Raw genomic sequence first — 18,294 nt, 5'->3', positions numbered from 1 at the left:
GCGCGCCGGGTGGCGCACCCACCGGAGCGGTCGGGCGACGATAGCTTTCCCGGGTGCGCCTGAACGACGTCTTCCTCATTGCCTTCACGCAGCTGCGCGCGAACCGGTTCCGCGCGTTCTTCACGCTGCTCGGCATCATGGTGTCCGTGGCATTCCTCGTCGCGGTGATCGCGATCATCAACGGGATGAACGCGTATGTCAGCGAGCAGGTCGCCGGCTCCATGATCGGCAAGGACGTCTTCCAGGTCCGTCGCGGCCCGATCTCGCTGGGGCTCATCGACGACGAGATGCTGCTCCGCATCCGCAAGCGGCCCCGGATCACGCTCCGCGACGCCGCCGTGATCCGGGAGGCCCTGCCGGACGCCGCCGCCATCAGCCTGCAGTCGGGCTGGCCAACCCCGCTGGCCGACATCGAGTGGCGCGACCGGCTGGTGGGCAGCGCCACCATCTTCGGCGTGACCGCGGACTTCCAGCGCGTGCAGGACTACACCTTCGAGTCCGGCCAGCCGCTCACCGACCTCGACGTCCGCGAGCGCCGGCGGGTGGTCGTGATCGGGAACGACATCGCGACGCACCTCTTCGACGGGGTGGATCCCATCGGCCAGTCGGTGCGCATCAAGGGGCAGCTCTTCACCGTCTCGGGCGTGGTGGCGCCCAAGGGGCGCGTGCTCGGCCAGAGCTTCGACGGCTTCGTGCTGATCCCGATCCCGGCGTTCGAGGCGCTCTACGGCCGGCGGCTCACCACCACCATCAGCGTGAAGGTCACCGACCCCGCCACCATGCCGGCCGCGATGAACCGCGCGCAGGAGGCGATGCGCCTGGCCCACCGGCTCCGCCCGGGTGAGGCCGACGACTTCACGATCGAGACCGCCGATGCGCTGGTGGCGTTCTGGCGGAAGCTCACGAAGACACTGTTCTCGATCATCCCCGCGGTGGTGGCCATCGGGATCGTCGTCGGCGGGGTGGTGATCATGAACATCATGCTGATGTCGGTCACCGAGCGCACGCGCGAGATCGGGATCCGGATGGCCGTGGGCGCGACCCGCGCCGACATCCGCCGGCAGTTCCTCGCCGAGTCGGTGTTCGTCTCGGTGCTGGGCGGCGTGCTCGGGCTGTCGCTGGGCGCCGTGCTGGCGTGGCTGGTGTCGTCGCTGTCGCCGCTGCCGGCCCGCGTGACGCCGTGGTCGGTGGGCGCCGCGCTGGCGCTTGGCGCGGGCGTGGGGGTGCTGTTCGGGGTCTATCCGGCGGCGCGGGCCGCGCGGCTCGACCCCATCGATGCGCTGCGCGCCGAGTAGGGAGGCCGGCCGATGAGTGCGACGCGCGTGATCACGCAGCTCGGGCAGAACATCGCCGTCGCCGTGGCGGCGATCCGCGCCAGCAAGCTCCGGTCGGCGCTCACGATCCTCGGCGTGGTGATCGGCGTCTCCACGGTGATGACCATGGCGAGCCTCGTGCAGGGCATCCGGGACCAGATCGTGCACTCGATCGAGGTGGCCGGCCCGACGACCTTCTACGTGCTGAAGGTGTTCTCGCAGACGCCGGTCGACCCGAACCGGCTGCCGAAGCACATCCGCATCCGGCCCGACCTGGTCGAGGAGGAGGCGGCCCGGATCCGTGCGCTGCCGGAGATCCAGTATGCGTCACTCTGGGGCCAGACGCTGGTCCGGGTGGAGTACGAGGGGACGCGCACCCAGAGCGTGTCCGTGTTCGGCGCCGACGAGGGCTTCACGGCCATCCAGGGCGGCGAGCTCGCGTCCGGGCGCTGGTTCACGCGCGCCGAGGTGGCGAGTGGCGACGCGGTGGTGGTGCTGCGCGATGCGATCGCCGACAAGGTCTTCGGCCGCATCGACCCGCTGGGCAAGACGGTGCGTGTGGGTGGGCGGCCGGCGCGCGTGATCGGCGTCTACATCCAGCCCGCCAACATCTTCTCGCCCCCCGGCTCCGAGATCGGCGCGATCGTGCCGTTCCGCATGCTCGACACGCAGTTCCAGCTGGACAAGACGAATGGGCTCTGGATCCCCGTGAAGCCGCGCGCCGGCGTGACCGTCGCGGATGCGCAGGCGAGCGTGACGGTCGCGCTGCGCAGCGGGCGCAAGCTGCGGCCGCGCGACCTCAACACCTTCGACCTCGTCACGCAGGACCAGGTGCTGGACACCTTCAACAGCCTGACCAGCGTGTTCTTCCTGGTGCTGATCGTGCTCTCGAGCGTGGCACTGATGGTGGGCGGCATCGGCGTGATGGCGATCATGATGGTGTCGGTCACCGACCGCACGAAGGAGATCGGCTTGCGGAAGGCGCTGGGGGCGACGACCGGCGACATCCGGACGCAATTCCTCGTTGAGGCCGCGACGCTGACCGGCATCGGCGGCGTGATCGGCGTGCTCACCGGTGCCGCGCTGGGCTGGCTGGTGACGATGCTGCTCGACATCTCGACCGGCTTCCCGGTGACGCTGACGCTGGTGGCCGTGGTGTCGTCGATCGTGGTCGGGATGTTGTTCGGGCTGATCCCGGCGAATCGCGCCGCGCGGCGGGATCCGGTGGAGGCGCTGCGGTACGAGTGACGCCTTCCGTCGCTTTCATGGAAGACCTTCAACAAGGTTCACGATCTTCCACGACCTCCGGAGACCGTCGCGACTAGTGGCGTGTAATCGAAGTTCGGATAGCACAAAGCCGGATGCGGCGCCTGGCTGGCCAGCCGAAAACCGCAGCAATACCGGCGGTATTGCGAGGATCTTCAATGCCGCCAGCCGGGATGCCCCGACCGGCGACTGCGTCCGGAACTTCGATTACACGCCACTAGAACCCGCGTGCCTTCAGGAACACCTCCCACAGCGGCGCATCGCTGTGCACCCCCAGCAGCGCATACTCCACTGCGGCCAGCGCCACCAGCATCGCCAGCAGCGCCCGCCCCTGCCGCAGGAACGCATCCTGCGCCTGCCAGCCGCGCCACCAGAAGATCAGCGCGATCCCCATCGCCGTGAAGAACGACACCGGCAGCCAGCCGGTGTTCTCCGGCGGGCCATAGTAGGACAGCAGGAACTGCAGGTGCGGCGGCAGGAACCGCGCCCCGGGATTCGCCACCCCGAGGAAGATGTTCAGCTTCGCCACCTGGAGCACCGCCCAGTACGTGAGCAGCGCCTGGAAAGACAGCCGGTTCGGCGACGTGCGCACGTGCAGCCAGCTCACGAACAGGATCAGCACGCAGAGCAGCTCGTGCCACAGCAGCGACACCACCGCCTCCGCCGCGCGCAGCACCGTCGGCTCCCCCGCCGCGCTCGCCGCCTGCGACGGCCCGACGATCCAGCCGCCGTACAACCCGACATTGATCCACATCCAGATCGCGGTGCTGGCGAGGAACGTCCGCCGCGCCGCACTCGGCGTCCGGCGCTCCCGCTCCGCGTGGACCACGTACGTCGCCCAGATCGCCACCCCGGTCGAGATCACCCACGCCGCCAGCTTCGTCCACTCGTTCCGCTGCAGCGCGACGATCACCCCCGTCACCAGCCACCAGAAGCCGACCACCGCCAGCGTCCCCTTCCCCACCGCGCTCCAGTGTTCCCGCGCCCGCGCGATCCAGCCGCGGCGCCCCGTCGTCTCCGGCGCCCGATCCGCCGCGTGTGGTGCCACCGGCACGTCCCGCGGCGGCGTCACCCGACCTCCTTCGCCAGTTGCACGGCACCCGCGATCGCGCGCGCATCCACCACCGGCAGCGGCACGTACCGAGCCCCCATCGCCTCCGCCACCTTCCGCGCCATCGGCTCCGGGCGTGGCGACGTGTCGATCACCACGCAGGCCAGGTTGCTGGCACGGAACGTCGCCGCCGCGTCCAGCGCATCACGCATCGACTCGGTGCGCCCACCCTTCCCGTCGCGCGCCACGTTCGCGCGCCCGTCGGTGAGGAACACCACCACCGGCAGCGTGCCGGATCGGCGCGCCGCCACGCCCGCCGTCACCGCCATGTCGATCGCCGTCGCCAGCGGCGTGCCACCACCCCCCGGCAGCGAGGCCAGCAGCTTCCGCGCCCGCGCCAGCGCCCGCGTGGGCGGCAGCAGCATCTCGGCGGTGGTGCCCCGGAATGCGATCAACGACACCCGGTCGCGCCGCGCATAGCTCTCGGCCAGCAGCGCCTCCACCGCCCCCTTCGCCTCGCCCAGCCGCTGCGCGGCGGCGCTCCCCGACGCATCGACCACGAAGATCACTGCCGTGCCGGCGCGCTCCACGTAGCGACGGATCCGGAAGTCGTCGCGCTCCACGATCAGCGACCGCACCGGCAGCTCCCGCGTGGCCGCCGCCCGCGCACGCGCACGCTGCCATGGCGCCGCCGCACGCAGCGTCTCGAGCACGTGCAGCCGGCGCACACCATCCGGCTTGCCGCGCCGCGCCGCCACCTGCCGGCCACGGATCCAGCTCTCCTTCTCCGCCCCCGCACGCCCCAGCTCCTGGCTCGGCCGGTTCGCCCGTGCCAGCAACTCGGCCAGCAGTTCCGGGGGAATCGCGGCCGTCACGGCGTCCACCAGGCGGTCCTCCATCGGCCGGTCATCGGGACTGTCCGGCGGCGTGTCGGACGATGTCGGCTCCGGCGGCGACGGCTCGGGCGGTTGCTCCTGTTCCGGCTCGTCCTCATCCGGCGGCGGCGCGGGCATGCGCGTCGCGCGGGGCGCCAGCACGAGCTGCGCCGCCAGCGCCACGTCCGCCTCCTCCACGTCGCGGCGCGAATCGAGCGCGGCCAGCGCACGCGCGGTCCACAGCGCCTGCCGCGGCGCACGATCCGAGGCGATGCCGAACGCCACGCACATCGTCCCGATGCCGACCATCACGTCGTCCGACGCAAACACGTGCGACAGCATGGCACGCGCCGCCGCCACCGTCGCCGCCGGCGGCAGCATCGCCTCGTCCACGCGCACGTCGCCGTCCAGCACCAGGGCCAGCCGGTCACGCAACGGCGCCGCCACGCCCCACACCTCCTCCTCGCTCTCGTCGATGGCGATGAGCGTGAACTCCGCCGGGAACGACGCGCGCACGCCATCCCGCAGCACGGTGGCCACGCCGGTGTCGAGCACCGCGCCGAGGCGCGCCTGCGTCGCCACCGGCATGCGCTCGATGAGGGGAATCACCACCACACCCCCGTGCGCCTCCGCCACCACGCCACGTTCCGCCACCGGGCTGCCCGTGGCGATGGTCGCGGCCAGGTCCAGCCCGCCGAAGATGCGATCGTCGGTGGCGGAGGCGGGCAGGCGCAGCACGCGCACCGAGGCAGGAAGCACGCTGCGCAGGGCGGCGATCCACTGCTGTGCTCCCGCCGACGAATCCCGCAGCACGATCCCGCCGATCTCGCGACCGGCGACGGCCACCACACACAGCGCCGCGGCAGCGCGCGCGCGTGCCGCAGCCACGGCACCGTCCTGCGCACCCGCCACCGGCACCGCCGCCGTCATCACGCCGCGCCGTAGATCGCCGTGATCGCCCGCGCCACGCGCGTGCCGCTGCCGCCCTCGTCGAGCACGTTGCGGCGCAGGCGATGGCGCAGCGCCATCGGTGCCACCGCCTTGATGTGGGCGTCGGTCACGACCTTGTGCCCGTCGAGCGCTGCCGCCGCACGCGCCGCACGCAGCAGCGTGAGTTCGCCGCGCACACCATCGGTGCCCAGCTCCACACAGAGTTGCACCGCCTTGTGCAGCACCGCATCCGGCACCTGCACCGCCGGCAGGCGCTTGCGCGCCGCGAGGATGCGCGTGCGCACCGCCCCGTCCGCGGCCTCCCAGTGCGCGAGGAAGGCACTCGTGTCGCGCTCGTACGCATCACGGCGGCGGATCACCTCCACCCGCTGCCCCACGTCGTCACTGGTGCGCACTTCCACGCTCAGGCCGATCCGGTCGAGCAGCTGCGGCCGGAGGTCGCCCTCCTCTGGGTTGCCGCTGCCGACGAGCACGAAGCGGGCGGGATGCCGCACGCTCACGCCGTCGCGCTCCACCACGTTCTCGCCCGTCTGTGCCACGTCGAGCAGCAGGTCCACGAGGTGATCCTCGAGCAGGTTCACCTCGTCCACGTAGAGGAACCCGCGATGCGCGCGCGCCAGGAGGCCGGGCTCGAACGCCTTCTCGCCGTTGCGCAGCGCCTTCTCGATGTCGAGTGCGCCGACCACCCTGTCCTCGGTGGCACCGAGGGGGAGGTCGATGACGGGGACGCGCTTCTCCGTGACGGGCAGCTTGCCACGCGCCACGTGCAGGGCACGCTCCCGGCACTCGTCACAGCGCGCACCGTTGGCGGCGGGATCGCAGCCGTAGCGGCACCCCTCCACCGCCTTCATGCCGGGCAGCAGCGCCGGCAGCGCACGCACCACCGTCGACTTGCCCGTGCCACGGTCGCCCAGCACCAGGACGCCCCCCACCGACGGGTCGACGGTCGCGATGAGGAGTGCCAGCTTCATCTGTTCCTGCCCTACGATCGCACTGAACGGAAAGGCAACGCGCACACGGTCCCCGGAAACGGTGAATCAGCCCTGTCTGTTCAGAAGGTGCCCCCTCCCCCACCGTCCAGCAAGCTTGACAGAGTGCGTGTTGCGCCTGCATCACAGAGCAGCAGCGCGGCAGGCAAAAGTCCGTTCGGCCGCGTGGCGCCCCCCTTGCTGACAGGACCACCGCATTTTCATGTCTGACCGCCCCAAGCCCGCCGCCGGCGCGGCCGCCGCCGCTGTCTCGTCCGGGGTCACCGGCGTCCGCCCACGCACCGAATCGGCCGGGGCCCCGCTCTCGATCAAGGACCGGATCGCCGACTGGCGGAACCGGATGGCGGCCTCACCGGGCTTCCAGCGCTGGGCGGGCTCGTTCTTCCTCACCCGCTTCATCGCCCGCCGTCACGCCCGCGAGCTGTTCGACCTCTGCAGCGGCTTCGTCTATTCGCAGGTCCTCTACGCCGGCATCCAGCTCAACCTGTTCGGGAAGCTTCGGAACGGCCCGCTCACCATGGTCGAGATCGCCACGGCCGTCGGGCTCCCGATCGAGGGGACGGAACGCCTGGTGCATGCGTGCAAGGCACTGGACCTGCTCGAGGCCACCGAGGACGGCCGCTGGCGCCTGACGGTCAACGGTGCCTCGATCGCCCCGAACACGGGGCTCGAGAAGCTGATCGAGCACAACCAGCTCCTCTACCGTGACCTGCTGGACCCGGTGGCCATGCTGCGCGACCCCCGGCGCAGCCAGACGGCCATCGCCGCCTACTTCCCGTACGGCGAGGCGGGCCGCCCCGAGGACGTGGACCCGGCCGCCGCCGCCCGATACAGCGACCTCATGGCGGCGACGGTGCCGCCGCTGGCCGAGGAGGTCATGGATGCCTATCCCGTGGCGTCGCACCGTCGGCTGCTGGACGTAGGTGGCGGGATCGGGGCGTTCCTCAGCCTGATGGGCGAGAAGGCCCCGAATCTCGAGCTGATGCTGTTCGACCTGCCCGCCGTGGCGGTCCACGCCCGCGCTGCGCTCGCCAGCACCGGACTCGACAGCAGGGCCACGGTCCACGCCGGCAACTTCCAGACGGATCCGCTGCCGGCCGGCGCCGACCTGGTGACACTCGTGCGCGTGCTGCTGGATCATGGCGACGAGGTGGCACTCACGATCCTCCGTCGGGCCCGCGAGGCGCTGGAGCCGGGCGGCACCCTGCTGGTGGTGGAACCGTTCTCCGGCGTCCGGGGCGCGGAGCGGGTGGGCGACGCGTACTTCGGCCTCTACCTCTTCGCCATGGGGCGCGGCCGGGCGCGGACGGTGGCCCAGCACCAGGCGCTGCTGCGGGCCGCTGGCTTCTCACGGACCCGCGTGGTCGCGACCCGCTATCCGGTTCAGTCCGGTATCCTCGCGGCCCAGGCCTGACCGGTTACCCACGAAGACTGGAACGGGGCGTGCCGCCCCCTTCATCCCCCTCGGCGACGCCCCTGCGCGGGCACGTGATCCGAGGCGAGAACCCGGCCCGAAAAAGCGTCAACCTTTATTGACGCCTCCTGTTGTACGGGTAGGTTGACAGAATACCCCGTTCGGGATCCCACCCGCTGGATGGAGCCGTCTCGTTTGAACTCTCTCGCTGTCGTGTTCGACGAACCGAGAACGCTCGCCCTGCGCGCGTTGCCGCTCGATGAACCCGGCGATGCCGACGTCATGATCGCCGTGCACCACACCGGCATCAGCACCGGCACCGAGCGACTGCTGTACACCGGAACGATGCCGCCCTTCCCCGGGCTCGGGTATCCACTCGTCCCGGGTTACGAGAGTGTCGGCACCATCACACACGCCGGCCCGCGGTCGGGTCGCGAGGCCGGCGACGAGGTGTTCGTGGCCGGCGCCCGCTGCTTCGGCGAGACCCGCGGACTCTTCGGCGGCGCCGCGGAGACCCTGGTGGTCGCGGGTGACCGGACGCACCGCATCCCGCGCGGTCTTGGCGAGCGCGGCGTGCTGCTGTCGCTGGCCGCCACGGCGCTGCACGCGCTGCGCACGCACCGCGAGGGCACCCTCCCCTCGCTCATCACCGGCCATGGCTCCCTCGGCCGGCTGGCCGCGCGGCTGGTGCTCGCACTCGGCGGGCCGGCACCCACCGTCCACGAGATCGAGCCCGCGCGCGTGAGCGGCGCGACGGGCTACCAGGTCGTGCACCCGGATCACGATCCGCGGCGCGACCACGCCGCCATCCTGGAGCTCAGCGGCGCCACCGGCATCCTCGACGCGCTCGTGCCGCGCCTGGCGCGCCATGGCGAGATCGTGCTCGGCGGGTTCTACCACGAGCCCGTGTCGTTTGCGTTCCCCCTCGCGTTCATGCGCGCCTTGTCGCTGCGGATCGCGGCTGAATTCACGCCCGCCGACCTGGCCGATGTCACGGCCATGGTGACCGACGGGCACCTGTCGCTGGACGGGATCATCACGCACCGCGCCCCCGCTGCCGATGCAGCCCAGGCGTACGCTACTGCGTTCGGTGACCCCGATTGTGTCAAGATGATCCTCAACTGGAGCTCGCCCGCATGACCACACAACAGGCCACCGCGAAGGATGACGTGCTCGCGACCATGCACCAGGCGCTTCGTGACGAAGCCGCCGGTCCGGACGCGGCACAGGTTGAGGAACGTCCGGTCACGAAGGAGACGCAGATCATCGCGATCTACGGCAAGGGCGGCATCGGCAAGAGCTTCACGCTGGCGAACCTGTCGTACATGATGGCACAGCAGGGCCGCAAGACGCTGCTGATCGGCTGCGACCCCAAGAGCGACACCACCTCGCTGCTCTTCGGCGGCAAGGCCTGCCCCACGATCATCGAGACGAGCTCGAAGAAGAAGCTGGCGGGTGAGCAGGTGGCCATCGGCGACGTCTGCTTCAAGCGCGACGGCGTCTTCGCCATGGAGCTCGGCGGACCGGAAGTCGGCCGCGGCTGCGGCGGGCGCGGCATCATCCATGGCTTCGAGACCCTCGAGAAGCTCGGCTTCCACGAGTGGGGCTTCGACTTCGTCCTCCTGGACTTCCTCGGCGACGTGGTCTGCGGCGGCTTCGGCCTGCCGATCGCGCGCGACATGTGCCAGAAGGTGATCGTCGTCGCCTCCAACGACTTGCAGTCACTCTACGTGGCCAACAACGTCTGCTCGGCGGTGGAGTATTTCCGCAAGCTGGGCGGCAACGTGGGCGTGGCCGGCGTGGTGATCAACAAGGATGACGGCACCGGCGAGGCCGAGGCCTTCGCGAACAAGGTCGGCATCCCGATCCTCGCCAAGATCCCGGCCAACGACGACATCCGGAAGAAGAGCGCCAACTACGAGATCATCGGCATTCCCGGCGGCGACTGGGGCGAGCTGTTCGCCGGCCTCGCACAGGCAGTGGCCGACGCGCCGCCGGTGCGCCCGCACCCGCTCACGCAGGACGAGCTGCTGAACCGGTTCTCCGCCGACACCGTCGGCCGCAACGTGGTGCTCGAGCCGGCGTCGTTCCTCGACATGTGCGGACGCGAGGAGTCGAACAAGGCCTCGCTCGAAGTCGTCTACGACACCGTCTGAGCCGCACGATGCCTGACGAGATGATCACGACGCCGAACCGCGAGGTCTCGTACGATGCCGCGGGCGCGTCACCGATGACGAACGACGCGCAGCTGGCGGCCGGCCTGGACCTCGGCGCCGGCTCGACGCGCTCCGCGCTGCCGGTGCTCACCGCCCCGCCGACCGACGGGGTGGGCTGCCACTCCGGCGCCGAGCAGATGAAGGCCGCCGCCATGGCGAGCGGCAAGGGCGGCATCCTCGACCAGTATGCCGCCGACTACCCGAAGGGGCCGCACGACCAGCCGCAGTCGATGTGCCCGGCATTCGGCTCACTGCGCGTTGGCCTGCGCATGCGCCGCACCGCCACGATCCTCAGCGGGTCGGCCTGCTGCGTCTACGGCCTGACGTTCACGAGCCACTTCTACGGGGCGCGGCGCACGGTCGGGTACGTGCCGTTCAACTCCGAGACGCTGGTGACCGGCCAGCTCTTCGAGGACATCCGCGACGCGGTGTTCAAGCTCGCCGATCCGGCGCTGTACGACGCGGTGGTGATCACGAACCTCTGCGTGCCGACGGCGTCGGGCGTGCCGCTGCAGCTCCTGCCGAAGGAGATCAACGGCGTGCGCATCATCGGCATCGACGTGCCGGGCTTCGGCGTGCCAACGCATGCCGAGGCGAAGGACGTGCTGAGCGGTGCGATGCTGCGGTATGCGCGCACCGAGGCCGAGCAGGGGCCGGTGGCCGCGCCACGCGGCGGGCGTAGTGAGAAGCCGACGGTGACGCTGGTGGGCGAGATGTTCCCCGCCGACCCGGTCGGCATCGGGATGATGCTCGCGCCGCTGGGCCTGGCCGCCGGACCGGTGGTGCCGACCCGCGAGTGGCGCGAGCTGTACGCGGCGCTCGATTGTGCCGTGGTGGCGGCCATCCACCCGTTCTATACGGCCTCGTTCCGCGAGTTCGAGTACGCCGGCCGCCCGATCGTGGGCTCGGCACCGGTGGGCCATGACGGCACCGCCGACTGGCTGCGGCACATCGGCGAGGCGGCGGGCGTCAGCGCGGACGTGATCGGCGCGGCACAGAACGCCGTGCTGCCGGCGATCAAGGGTGCGCTGGCCGCGAGGCCCATCACGGGCCGGATCACGATGAGCGGCTACGAGGGAAGCGAACTGCTGGTGGCGCGGCTGCTGGTGGAGAGCGGCGCCGACCTGCGCTACGTGGGCACCGCCTGCCCGCGCACACCGTACAGCGAGGCCGATCGCGACTGGCTGCAGGCGCGCGGGGTGCACGTGCAGTACCGCGCGTCGCTGGAGCAGGACCTGGCCGCGATGCGCGAATTCCAGCCCGACCTCGCCATCGGCACCACGCCGGTCGTGCAGGCGGCCAAGGAACTCGGCATCCCGTCGCTGTACTTCACGAACCTGATCTCGGCGCGCCCGCTGATGGGGCCGGCCGGTGCCGGCTCGCTGGCCACGGTGATCAATGCGGCGCTCGGCAACCGCGCGCGCTTCGACGAGATGAAGGCGTTCTTCGAGGGCGTGGGCGAGGGGCACACCGCCGGCGTGTGGGAGGAGGTGCCGGTGGACCGGCCCGAGTTCCGCGAGCACTACCGTCGCCACCTCGCCAAGCTGGCGAAGCAGCGCAAGGCGGAGGAGATGGTCTGATGCTGGTCCTCGACCATGATCGCGCCGGCGGCTACTGGGGGGCCGTGTACGCCTTCACCGCCATCAAGGGGCTGCAGGTCGTCATCGACGGTCCGGTGGGCTGCGAGAACCTGCCGGTCACGTCGGTGCTGCACTACACCGACGCGCTTCCGCCGCACGAGCTGCCGGTGGTCGTCACCGGCCTGTCGGAAGAGGAGCTCGGACAGCACGGCACCGAGGGCGCGATGCGTCGCGCGCACACCACGCTCGATCCGGAACTGCCGGCCGTGGTCGTGACGGGCAGCATCGCGGAGATGATCGGCGGCGGCGTGACACCCGAGGGCACGAACATCGTGCGCTTCCTGCCGCGCACCATCGACGAGGACCAGTGGCAGGCCGCCGACCGCGCGTTGTACTGGCTCTGGACCGAGTACGGGCTGAAGAAGGGCGTGATGCCGAAGCGCACCGAGCGCGCCGAGGGGGCGAAGCCGCGCGTGAACCTGATCGGCCCGATGTACGGTTACTTCAACACCTGGAGCGACCTCGCCGAGATCCGCCGCCTGGTGGAGGGGATCGGGGCCGAGATCAACATGGTGTTCCCGCTCGGCAGCCACCTGGCCGACGTGCCGCGGCTGGTGGACGGTGACGTGAACATCTGCATGTACCGCGAGTTCGGGCGCATGCTGTGCGAGTCACTGGATCGCCCGTACCTGCAGGCGCCGATCGGGCTGCACTCCACCACCAAGTTCCTCCGCACGCTGGGCGAGCTGCTGGGCCTCGATCCCGAGCCGTTCATCACGAAGGAGAAGCACACCACGATCAAGCCGCTGTGGGACCTGTGGCGGAGCGTGACGCAGGACTTCTTCGGCACGGCCAGCTTCGCGATCGTGGCGAACGAGACGTACTCGCGTGGCGTGCGGCACTTCCTCGAGACCGAGATGGGGCTGCCCTGCACCTTCGCGTTCGCGCGGCGGGCGGGCGTGAAGCCTGACAACGCCGCGGTGCGCGAGGCGATCCGCACCACGCCGCCGCTGATCATGTTCGGCAGCTACAACGAGCGGATGTACATGGCCGAGGCGGGGACGCGGGCGATGTACATCCCCGCGTCGTTCCCCGGGGCGATCATCCGCCGGCACACCGGCACGCCGTTCATGGGCTACTCGGGTGCCACGTACCTGATCCAGGAAGTCTGCAACGCGCTGTTCGACGCGCTGTTCAACATCATCCCGCTGTCCACCGACATGGACAAGGTGGAGGCGACGCCGTCGCGGCTGCACCAGGAGCTGCCGTGGACCGACGAGGCGAAGGCGGCGCTGGACGAGCTGCTCGAGGAGCAGCCGGTGCTGATCCGGATCTCGGCGGCGAAGCGGATCCGCGACCTGGCCGAGCGGGACGCGCGCGAGCTGAAGGACAGCACGGTCACGCGCGACCATGTGCTGGCATCGCGTCGCGCGATGCGTGGCGGGGCGTATGCCTGAGCGTCATCCCGGTCGGGCAGCGAGGGCGTCGAGCGCGGCCGTGATGACGGCGGCGACGCGTGCCGGCTGCTCGTCGGGGATGAGGTGTCCGGCCGGGGTGACGTCGACCACGGTGCGGTCCGGGAGCGTGCGGGTGGACGCCATGAGGTCGTCCCACGGCACCCAGGGTTCGTTGCGCGAGTGGATGAGCGTGACGGGCTGGACTATTGAGGGGAATGTGGCGACCAGGGCGGGCAGGTCCCAGCGCGCCATCATGCGGAGCGCGGCAGTGACACGCTCGCCGCTGGTGAGCAGTGCGACGTACCGCGCCTCCTGCGCCGGGTCGAGCGTCGAGCCGGTGGAGCGCAGCAGGGCGCGGGCGATGGTGCCGGACTCCATGACCGCCCCGACGACGCTGCGGAGCGGCGCCAGGTCGGCGAGCGCGCGGGAGAACGGCAGGAAGAGCTGCCCTAGTGGGTTGAGTGAAACGAGTGCACTGTTGACACCAATGATCGAACGTGGTGCCACCTCGCGGGACGACGCAAGCTGCAGCAGCACTGCCGCGCCTGCGGAGTGTCCGGCAGCGATGACCGGCGCGACCCCCAGGGTGCGCAGCAGGTCAGCGAGGGCGGCTGTCATGCCGTGGAGCGAGAGCTGGTCCGGGGTCGCGCCGGTGGTGAAGCCGTGGCCCGGGAGGTCGACGGCGAGCACGTCGGCCCGTGGCGTGAGCCGCGGGAGGACGTCGCGCCAGGTGTGTGAGGCGCCGGCGGTGCCGTGCACGAGCAGCGCGACCGGCCCGCGGCCGGCCCGCTGCACATGCCAGCGCAGGCCGGCGGCGTGGATGAACATCGAGCAGTCTGCATTCGGCCAGTCCGCCGGGATGACCGGCCGCTGGTCTTCGGTATCAGGCACGCATGCCCTCCAGGTGTGTCTGGTCAACACGAACGATTCGGGTCTGGGCCGGCGCACGCCGGCGGATCGTTCGTCCCTGCGCGACGGGATTCAATGTCGCGCCCTGCGCTGCGCCAGGAGCGTGCAGCAAGCCATTTCCCGAGGTTGGAATGGATAAGCCCCCGATGACAGATGAAGAAGCACGTGGAGTTCACTCGTTGGCGATGCTGACGTTTGTGGGCTTCTTCTTCTTCGCTGCGATTTTCCACTACCTGTGCTGGCAGTGGCGTCCGTGGTTCGGCAAGCCGCTCGGTTATGCGTCGGCGCAGCTGATCGACGTCGCGCATTCCGCCACTCGCTTCCTGAGCTGAGGAGAAACCCATGCTTTACAAAATGTGGCAGGGCTTCGATCCCCGGCGCCTGATGGTCGGCATCTTCGCGTTCATGTTCGCGCTGGCGCTGGTCATTCACTTCATTCTGCTCAGCACCACGCGGTACAACTGGCTCGATCCTGATGGGAACGCAGCCAAGGTGTCCACGGCAGACGCGCTCACCCCGATGCCGGCAAGTCGGTAACGACGGCGCGCGGGCTGCGGCCCGGATGGCTTCATGTGCCCAGACCACGTGAGCCATCCGGCGCCCTAGCCCTCCACGCCGGCGTCACGACCTTGCCTGCAAGGAGCGACAACCGATGGCGATGATGTCCTTCGAGTACAAGTACCGCGTGCGAGGCGGCACCCTCCTCGGCGGTGACTTGTTCGATTTCTGGATCGGGCCGTTCTACGTCGGGTTCTTCGGCGTGATCTCGGCCTTTGCAGCAGTGCTCGGGACCGCCCTCTGCGTCTATGGCGCGGCGATCGGCCCCACCTGGAACCTCTGGCAGATCAACATCGCGCCGCCCGACCTGAGTTACGGGCTGCGCCTCGCTCCCCTGCGCGACGGGGGACTCTGGCAGATCATCACGATGTGCGCCACCGTCTCGTTCGTGGCCTGGGTGCTGCGACAGGCGGAGATCAGCCGCAAGCTGGGCATGGGCTACCATGTCCCCGTGGCGTACTCCGTCGCGGTGTTCGCGTACATCACGCTCGTCATCATCCGCCCGGTCTTGCTGGGTGCATGGGGCCATGGCTTCCCGTACGGCATCCTCAGTCACCTCGACTGGGTGTCGAACGTCGGGTACCAGTTCCAGCACTTCCATTACAACCCGGCGCACATGATCGCGATCACGTTCTTCTTCACCAACAACCTCGCCCTCGCGATGCACGGCTCGCTGATCCTGTCAGTGACCAGCCCGCCGAAGGGGGAGTCGGTGAAGACGAGCGAGCACGAGAACTCGTTCTTCCGCGACGCCGTGGGCTACTCCATCGGCGCCATCGGCATCCACCGGCTCGGCCTCTTCCTGGCGCTCAGCGCCGCGTTCTGGAGCGCCGTCTGCATCGTCATCAGCGGCCCGTTCTGGACCCGGGGCTGGCAGGACTGGTGGAACTGGTGGCTGTACCTGCCCATCTGGGCCCCGAGGTGATGCACCATGATTGAATACCAGAACCTCTGGACCCGCGTGCAGGTGCACGCCCCCGTCGATCCCGGTGTCCCGCTTCGTGGCGGCACCTGGGGCCGCGACGGCAAGCCGATCCTCAGCTACTGGGCCGGCAAGTTCGGCGATGCGCAGATCGGGCCGATCTACCTCGGCACCCTCGGCGTCTTCTCGCTGATCTTCGGCTTCATCGCCATCGAGATCATCGGCCTCAACATGATGGCCTCCGTCAACTGGAGCGTCATCCAGTTCATCCGCCAGCTCCCGTGGCTCTCCCTCGAGCCGCCGGCGCCGAAGTACGGCCTGCACATCCCGCCCCTCGCCGAAGGCGGCTGGTGGCTGATGGCCGGCTTCTTCCTCACCCTGGCCATCCTCTGCTGGTGGGTGCGCATCTACCAGCGCACGCGGGCCCTCGGCATGGGGTCGCACATCGTCTGGTCGTTCGCCTCGGCGATCTTCTTGTACCTCGTGCTCGGCTTCATCCGGCCCCTGATGGTCGGCAGCTGGTCCGAGGCGGTCCCCTTCGGGATCTTCCCGCACCTGGACTGGACGGCCGCCTTCTCCATCCGCTACGGCAACCTGTTCTACAACCCGTTCCACATGCTGTCGATCGCCTTCCTCTACGGGTCGGCGGTGCTCTTCGCCATGCATGCGGCCACGGTGCTCGCCTGCAGCCGGTACGGGGCGGAACGCGAGATCGAGCAGGTCACCGACCGCGGCACGGCCGGTGAGCGCATGGGCCTGTTCTGGCGCTGGACGATGGGCTTCAACGCCACCACGGAGTCCATCCACCGCTGGGCCTACTGGTTCGCCACCCTCACCACCCTCACCGGTGGCCTCGGCATCCTCCTCACGGGGACCGCGGTCGACAACTGGTTCCTCTGGGCACAGAAGCATGGCGTCGCCCCGAGCTACCCGGTGCAGTACGCGGTGAAGGCGGAACAGGCGCCGTACCTGCGCGGCCAGTACATGGGCGTCGCACCGGACACCTTCCCGGGCATGATGCGGGATGCGACCGGACGCCTGGTGCCGCAGAAGCTGCCCGTCCCGCAGGGGGCACAGCTCACCGGCGCGGTCGATGTCGAGGCGTACAACAAGCCGGTGCTCTCCACGGCCGACATGCGTGACTCGCTCAACCTGGATGGCCTGTTCATCATGAGCGCAGTGTACTTCGACACCGGCAAGGATGGCCTGCGCGGGGAGTCGGACGCCGAGCTCGCCAACCTCGCCGCGCTGCTCACGCAGCACCCGACGCTGAAGGTCGAGGTGCAGGGCCACACCGACAACGTCGGTGACCCGACCGCCAACCTGACGCTGTCCCAGGGTCGCGCCGAGCGCGTGCGCGACATGCTCACCACCAAGTACGCGATCGCCGCCGACCGCATCAAGGCGCGCGGATTCGGGCAGACCCGTCCCACGGCAACGAACGCCACGCCGGAAGGACGCCGCCTGAACCGCCGTGTCGAGATCTCGTCGGAGGGCAAGGTCGTGCTGCCAGCGGGGACCACGCCATGATCACTCGTCACTCCGTGCGTCTTGGCGCCCTGCTGTCGGTCGTGCTGCTGGGCGGGTGCAAGGGCTATCCCGACATGTGGAAGCCCGGGCCGAAGAAGATCGCGCAGCATGGCTTCCGCGGCGTCGCGATGGAGACGAACTACGACCCGAACGACATCGCGAAGACGGCCGCGTACAACCAGGCCCCGAAGCCGCTCCCGCCGGCACCACCGGGCGGGGCGTCCGGCCAGTACAAGAACGTGCAGGTGCTCACCGATGTCGGCGCCGCGGAGTTCGGGCGCACGATGACGGCGATGAGCCAGTGGGTGGCCGGCAACGCAGGCAACTGCGCCTACTGCCACAACACGGCGAACTTCGCGGCCGACTCCAACAAGGGGCAGCCGATCTACGCGAAGCTGGTCGCCCGCATGATGCTCCGCATGACGCGCCGCATCAACAGCGACTACACCCAGCACGTCGCCGGCACCGGCGTCACCTGCTACACCTGCCACCGCGGCCAGCCCATCCCGAACGGGCTCTGGTTCTACAGCAACGAGAACCAGATCCTCCGGCACTACCTGGATCGCGATGACATCCGCGTGCAGAGCCACATGATCGAGCCGAGCAACGGCAACCGGACCGCCATCCGCCAGACGTACAACACGTACGCCCTGATGGTCGGCCAGTCGAACGCACTCGGCGTCAACTGCACGTACTGCCACAACTCGCGGGCCTGGACGTCCTGGGAGGAGTCCACGCCGAAGCGCGTGGTCGCCTACTACGGAGCCGCCATGCTCCGCGACATGAACATGAACTACCTGAACCCGCTGCAGCCGGTGTACCCGCGCAGTCGCCTGGGCGAGCATGGTGATGCGCCCAAGGCCCAGTGCATCACGTGCCACAACGGCATCTACAAGCCGCTGTACGGCGCGAAGATGGTCAAGGACTACCCTGCCCTCTGGGGTGCCCCTGGCTGGGACAACACACTCGGCCCGCTCGATGCGAACGGGAAGGCGCTCTACGACGGCGCACCGCTCACGACGCCCGTGCCGACCCCGGTCGGTGCCAAGCTCGCGACGGCTGCGCCGACGATGGCGACTCCGGCAGCCGTTCCGGTCGGGATGGGAACCACACCCGCCGCTGCGATGCCCGCTGCGGCCCCGGTGCCCACCGCGACACCGAACAAGTAGCACGCTCCTGTAGACATCGCCCTCGTCACGCGCCCGGGTCGGTTCGCCGATCCGGGCGCGTGGCGCGTTCGGGCACGTCGGTGTCCGGGTCGCC

16 protein-coding genes are annotated in these 18,294 nt (G+C 69.8%); 12 read left to right on the top strand and 4 right to left on the bottom strand.

What is annotated here, in order from left to right; all coding sequences use genetic code 11:
• Positions 1-53 precede the first annotated feature (53 nt).
• The gene (locus IT355_17895) at positions 54-1,295 is read left to right on the top strand and encodes an ABC transporter permease (GenBank protein MCC7055151.1); all 1,242 of its coding nucleotides are present in this window, start codon (positions 54-56) and stop codon (positions 1,293-1,295) included.
• A 12-nt stretch (positions 1,296-1,307) separates the two neighbouring features.
• Positions 1,308-2,561: an ABC transporter permease gene (locus IT355_17890; GenBank protein ID MCC7055150.1), complete on the top strand. Its 1,254-nt coding sequence runs from the start codon at positions 1,308-1,310 to the stop codon at positions 2,559-2,561.
• Positions 2,562-2,796: 235 nt separating this feature from the next.
• Here the strand turns inward: IT355_17890 and IT355_17885 are convergent, their stop codons facing one another.
• The 3 genes from IT355_17885 to bchI are packed head-to-tail and all read right to left on the bottom strand — an operon-like array spanning position 2,797 to position 6,427.
• The gene (locus IT355_17885) at positions 2,797-3,651 is read right to left on the bottom strand and encodes a DUF3623 family protein (GenBank protein ID MCC7055149.1); all 855 of its coding nucleotides are present in this window, start codon (positions 3,649-3,651) and stop codon (positions 2,797-2,799) included.
• Positions 3,648-5,435 (bottom strand): magnesium chelatase subunit D, encoded by a 1,788-nt coding sequence (locus IT355_17880; protein MCC7055148.1) that lies wholly within the window; start codon positions 5,433-5,435, stop codon positions 3,648-3,650. Before IT355_17880 ends, IT355_17885 begins: the two co-directional genes overlap by 4 nt.
• Entirely contained in the window at positions 5,435-6,427 is a 993-nt protein-coding gene (gene bchI / locus IT355_17875; GenBank protein MCC7055147.1) for a magnesium chelatase ATPase subunit I, read from the bottom strand. Before bchI ends, IT355_17880 begins: the two co-directional genes overlap by 1 nt.
• A gap of 220 nt (positions 6,428-6,647) precedes the next feature.
• On the opposite strand from bchI, the gene IT355_17870 reads away from it, so the two are divergent.
• From IT355_17870 to bchZ, 5 genes are all read left to right on the top strand, one after another.
• Positions 6,648-7,859, top strand: a complete 1,212-nt coding sequence (locus tag IT355_17870; protein ID MCC7055146.1) for a methyltransferase — start codon at positions 6,648-6,650, stop codon at positions 7,857-7,859.
• A 195-nt stretch (positions 7,860-8,054) separates the two neighbouring features.
• Positions 8,055-8,999 (top strand): chlorophyll synthesis pathway protein BchC, encoded by a 945-nt coding sequence (bchC, locus tag IT355_17865; GenBank protein ID MCC7055145.1) that lies wholly within the window; start codon positions 8,055-8,057, stop codon positions 8,997-8,999.
• Positions 8,996-10,015, top strand: a complete 1,020-nt coding sequence (locus IT355_17860) for a chlorophyllide a reductase iron protein subunit X (protein MCC7055144.1) — start codon at positions 8,996-8,998, stop codon at positions 10,013-10,015. The genes bchC and IT355_17860 overlap by 4 nt, the downstream gene beginning before the upstream one ends.
• A gap of 8 nt (positions 10,016-10,023) precedes the next feature.
• Complete coding sequence (gene bchY / locus IT355_17855; GenBank protein MCC7055143.1) at positions 10,024-11,655, top strand: chlorophyllide a reductase subunit Y; 1,632 nt, start codon at positions 10,024-10,026, stop codon at positions 11,653-11,655.
• A complete protein-coding gene (gene bchZ, locus IT355_17850; protein ID MCC7055142.1) occupies positions 11,655-13,112 on the top strand; it encodes a chlorophyllide a reductase subunit Z in 1,458 nt (485 codons plus the stop codon). The genes bchY and bchZ overlap by 1 nt, the downstream gene beginning before the upstream one ends.
• Positions 13,113-13,115: 3 nt before the next feature.
• Here bchZ and IT355_17845 read toward each other — a convergent pair whose 3' ends face one another.
• Positions 13,116-14,003 carry an alpha/beta fold hydrolase gene (locus IT355_17845; protein MCC7055141.1) on the bottom strand — a complete coding sequence of 296 codons (888 nt, stop codon included), beginning with the start codon at positions 14,001-14,003 and terminating at the stop codon, positions 13,116-13,118.
• Positions 14,004-14,152: 149 nt separating this feature from the next.
• Here IT355_17845 and IT355_17840 point away from each other — a divergent pair, with 149 nt between their 5' ends.
• The 5 genes from IT355_17840 to IT355_17820 all read left to right on the top strand — a co-directional run bounded on the left by IT355_17840 (position 14,153) and on the right by IT355_17820 (position 18,200).
• Positions 14,153-14,353, top strand: a complete 201-nt coding sequence (locus IT355_17840) for a light-harvesting protein (protein MCC7055140.1) — start codon at positions 14,153-14,155, stop codon at positions 14,351-14,353.
• 10 nt (positions 14,354-14,363) lie between these two features.
• The gene (locus tag IT355_17835; protein ID MCC7055139.1) at positions 14,364-14,558 is read left to right on the top strand and encodes a light-harvesting protein; all 195 of its coding nucleotides are present in this window, start codon (positions 14,364-14,366) and stop codon (positions 14,556-14,558) included.
• Between the two features lie 115 nt (positions 14,559-14,673).
• A complete protein-coding gene (locus IT355_17830; GenBank protein MCC7055138.1) occupies positions 14,674-15,504 on the top strand; it encodes a photosynthetic reaction center subunit L in 831 nt (276 codons plus the stop codon).
• Between the two features lie 6 nt (positions 15,505-15,510).
• Positions 15,511-17,031, top strand: coding sequence for a photosynthetic reaction center subunit M (locus IT355_17825; protein ID MCC7055137.1), 1,521 nt, complete (start codon positions 15,511-15,513; stop codon positions 17,029-17,031).
• A complete protein-coding gene (locus IT355_17820; GenBank protein MCC7055136.1) occupies positions 17,028-18,200 on the top strand; it encodes a photosynthetic reaction center cytochrome c subunit in 1,173 nt (390 codons plus the stop codon). Before IT355_17825 ends, IT355_17820 begins: the two co-directional genes overlap by 4 nt.
• Positions 18,201-18,294: the final 94 nt, after the last annotated feature.

Source organism: Gemmatimonadaceae bacterium (genome assembly GCA_020851035.1).
Classification (GTDB): Bacteria; Gemmatimonadota; Gemmatimonadetes; order Gemmatimonadales; family Gemmatimonadaceae; genus JACMLX01.
Note: the sequence above shows the minus strand (reverse complement) of the source record. Positions and strands in the feature narration are given on the sequence as shown.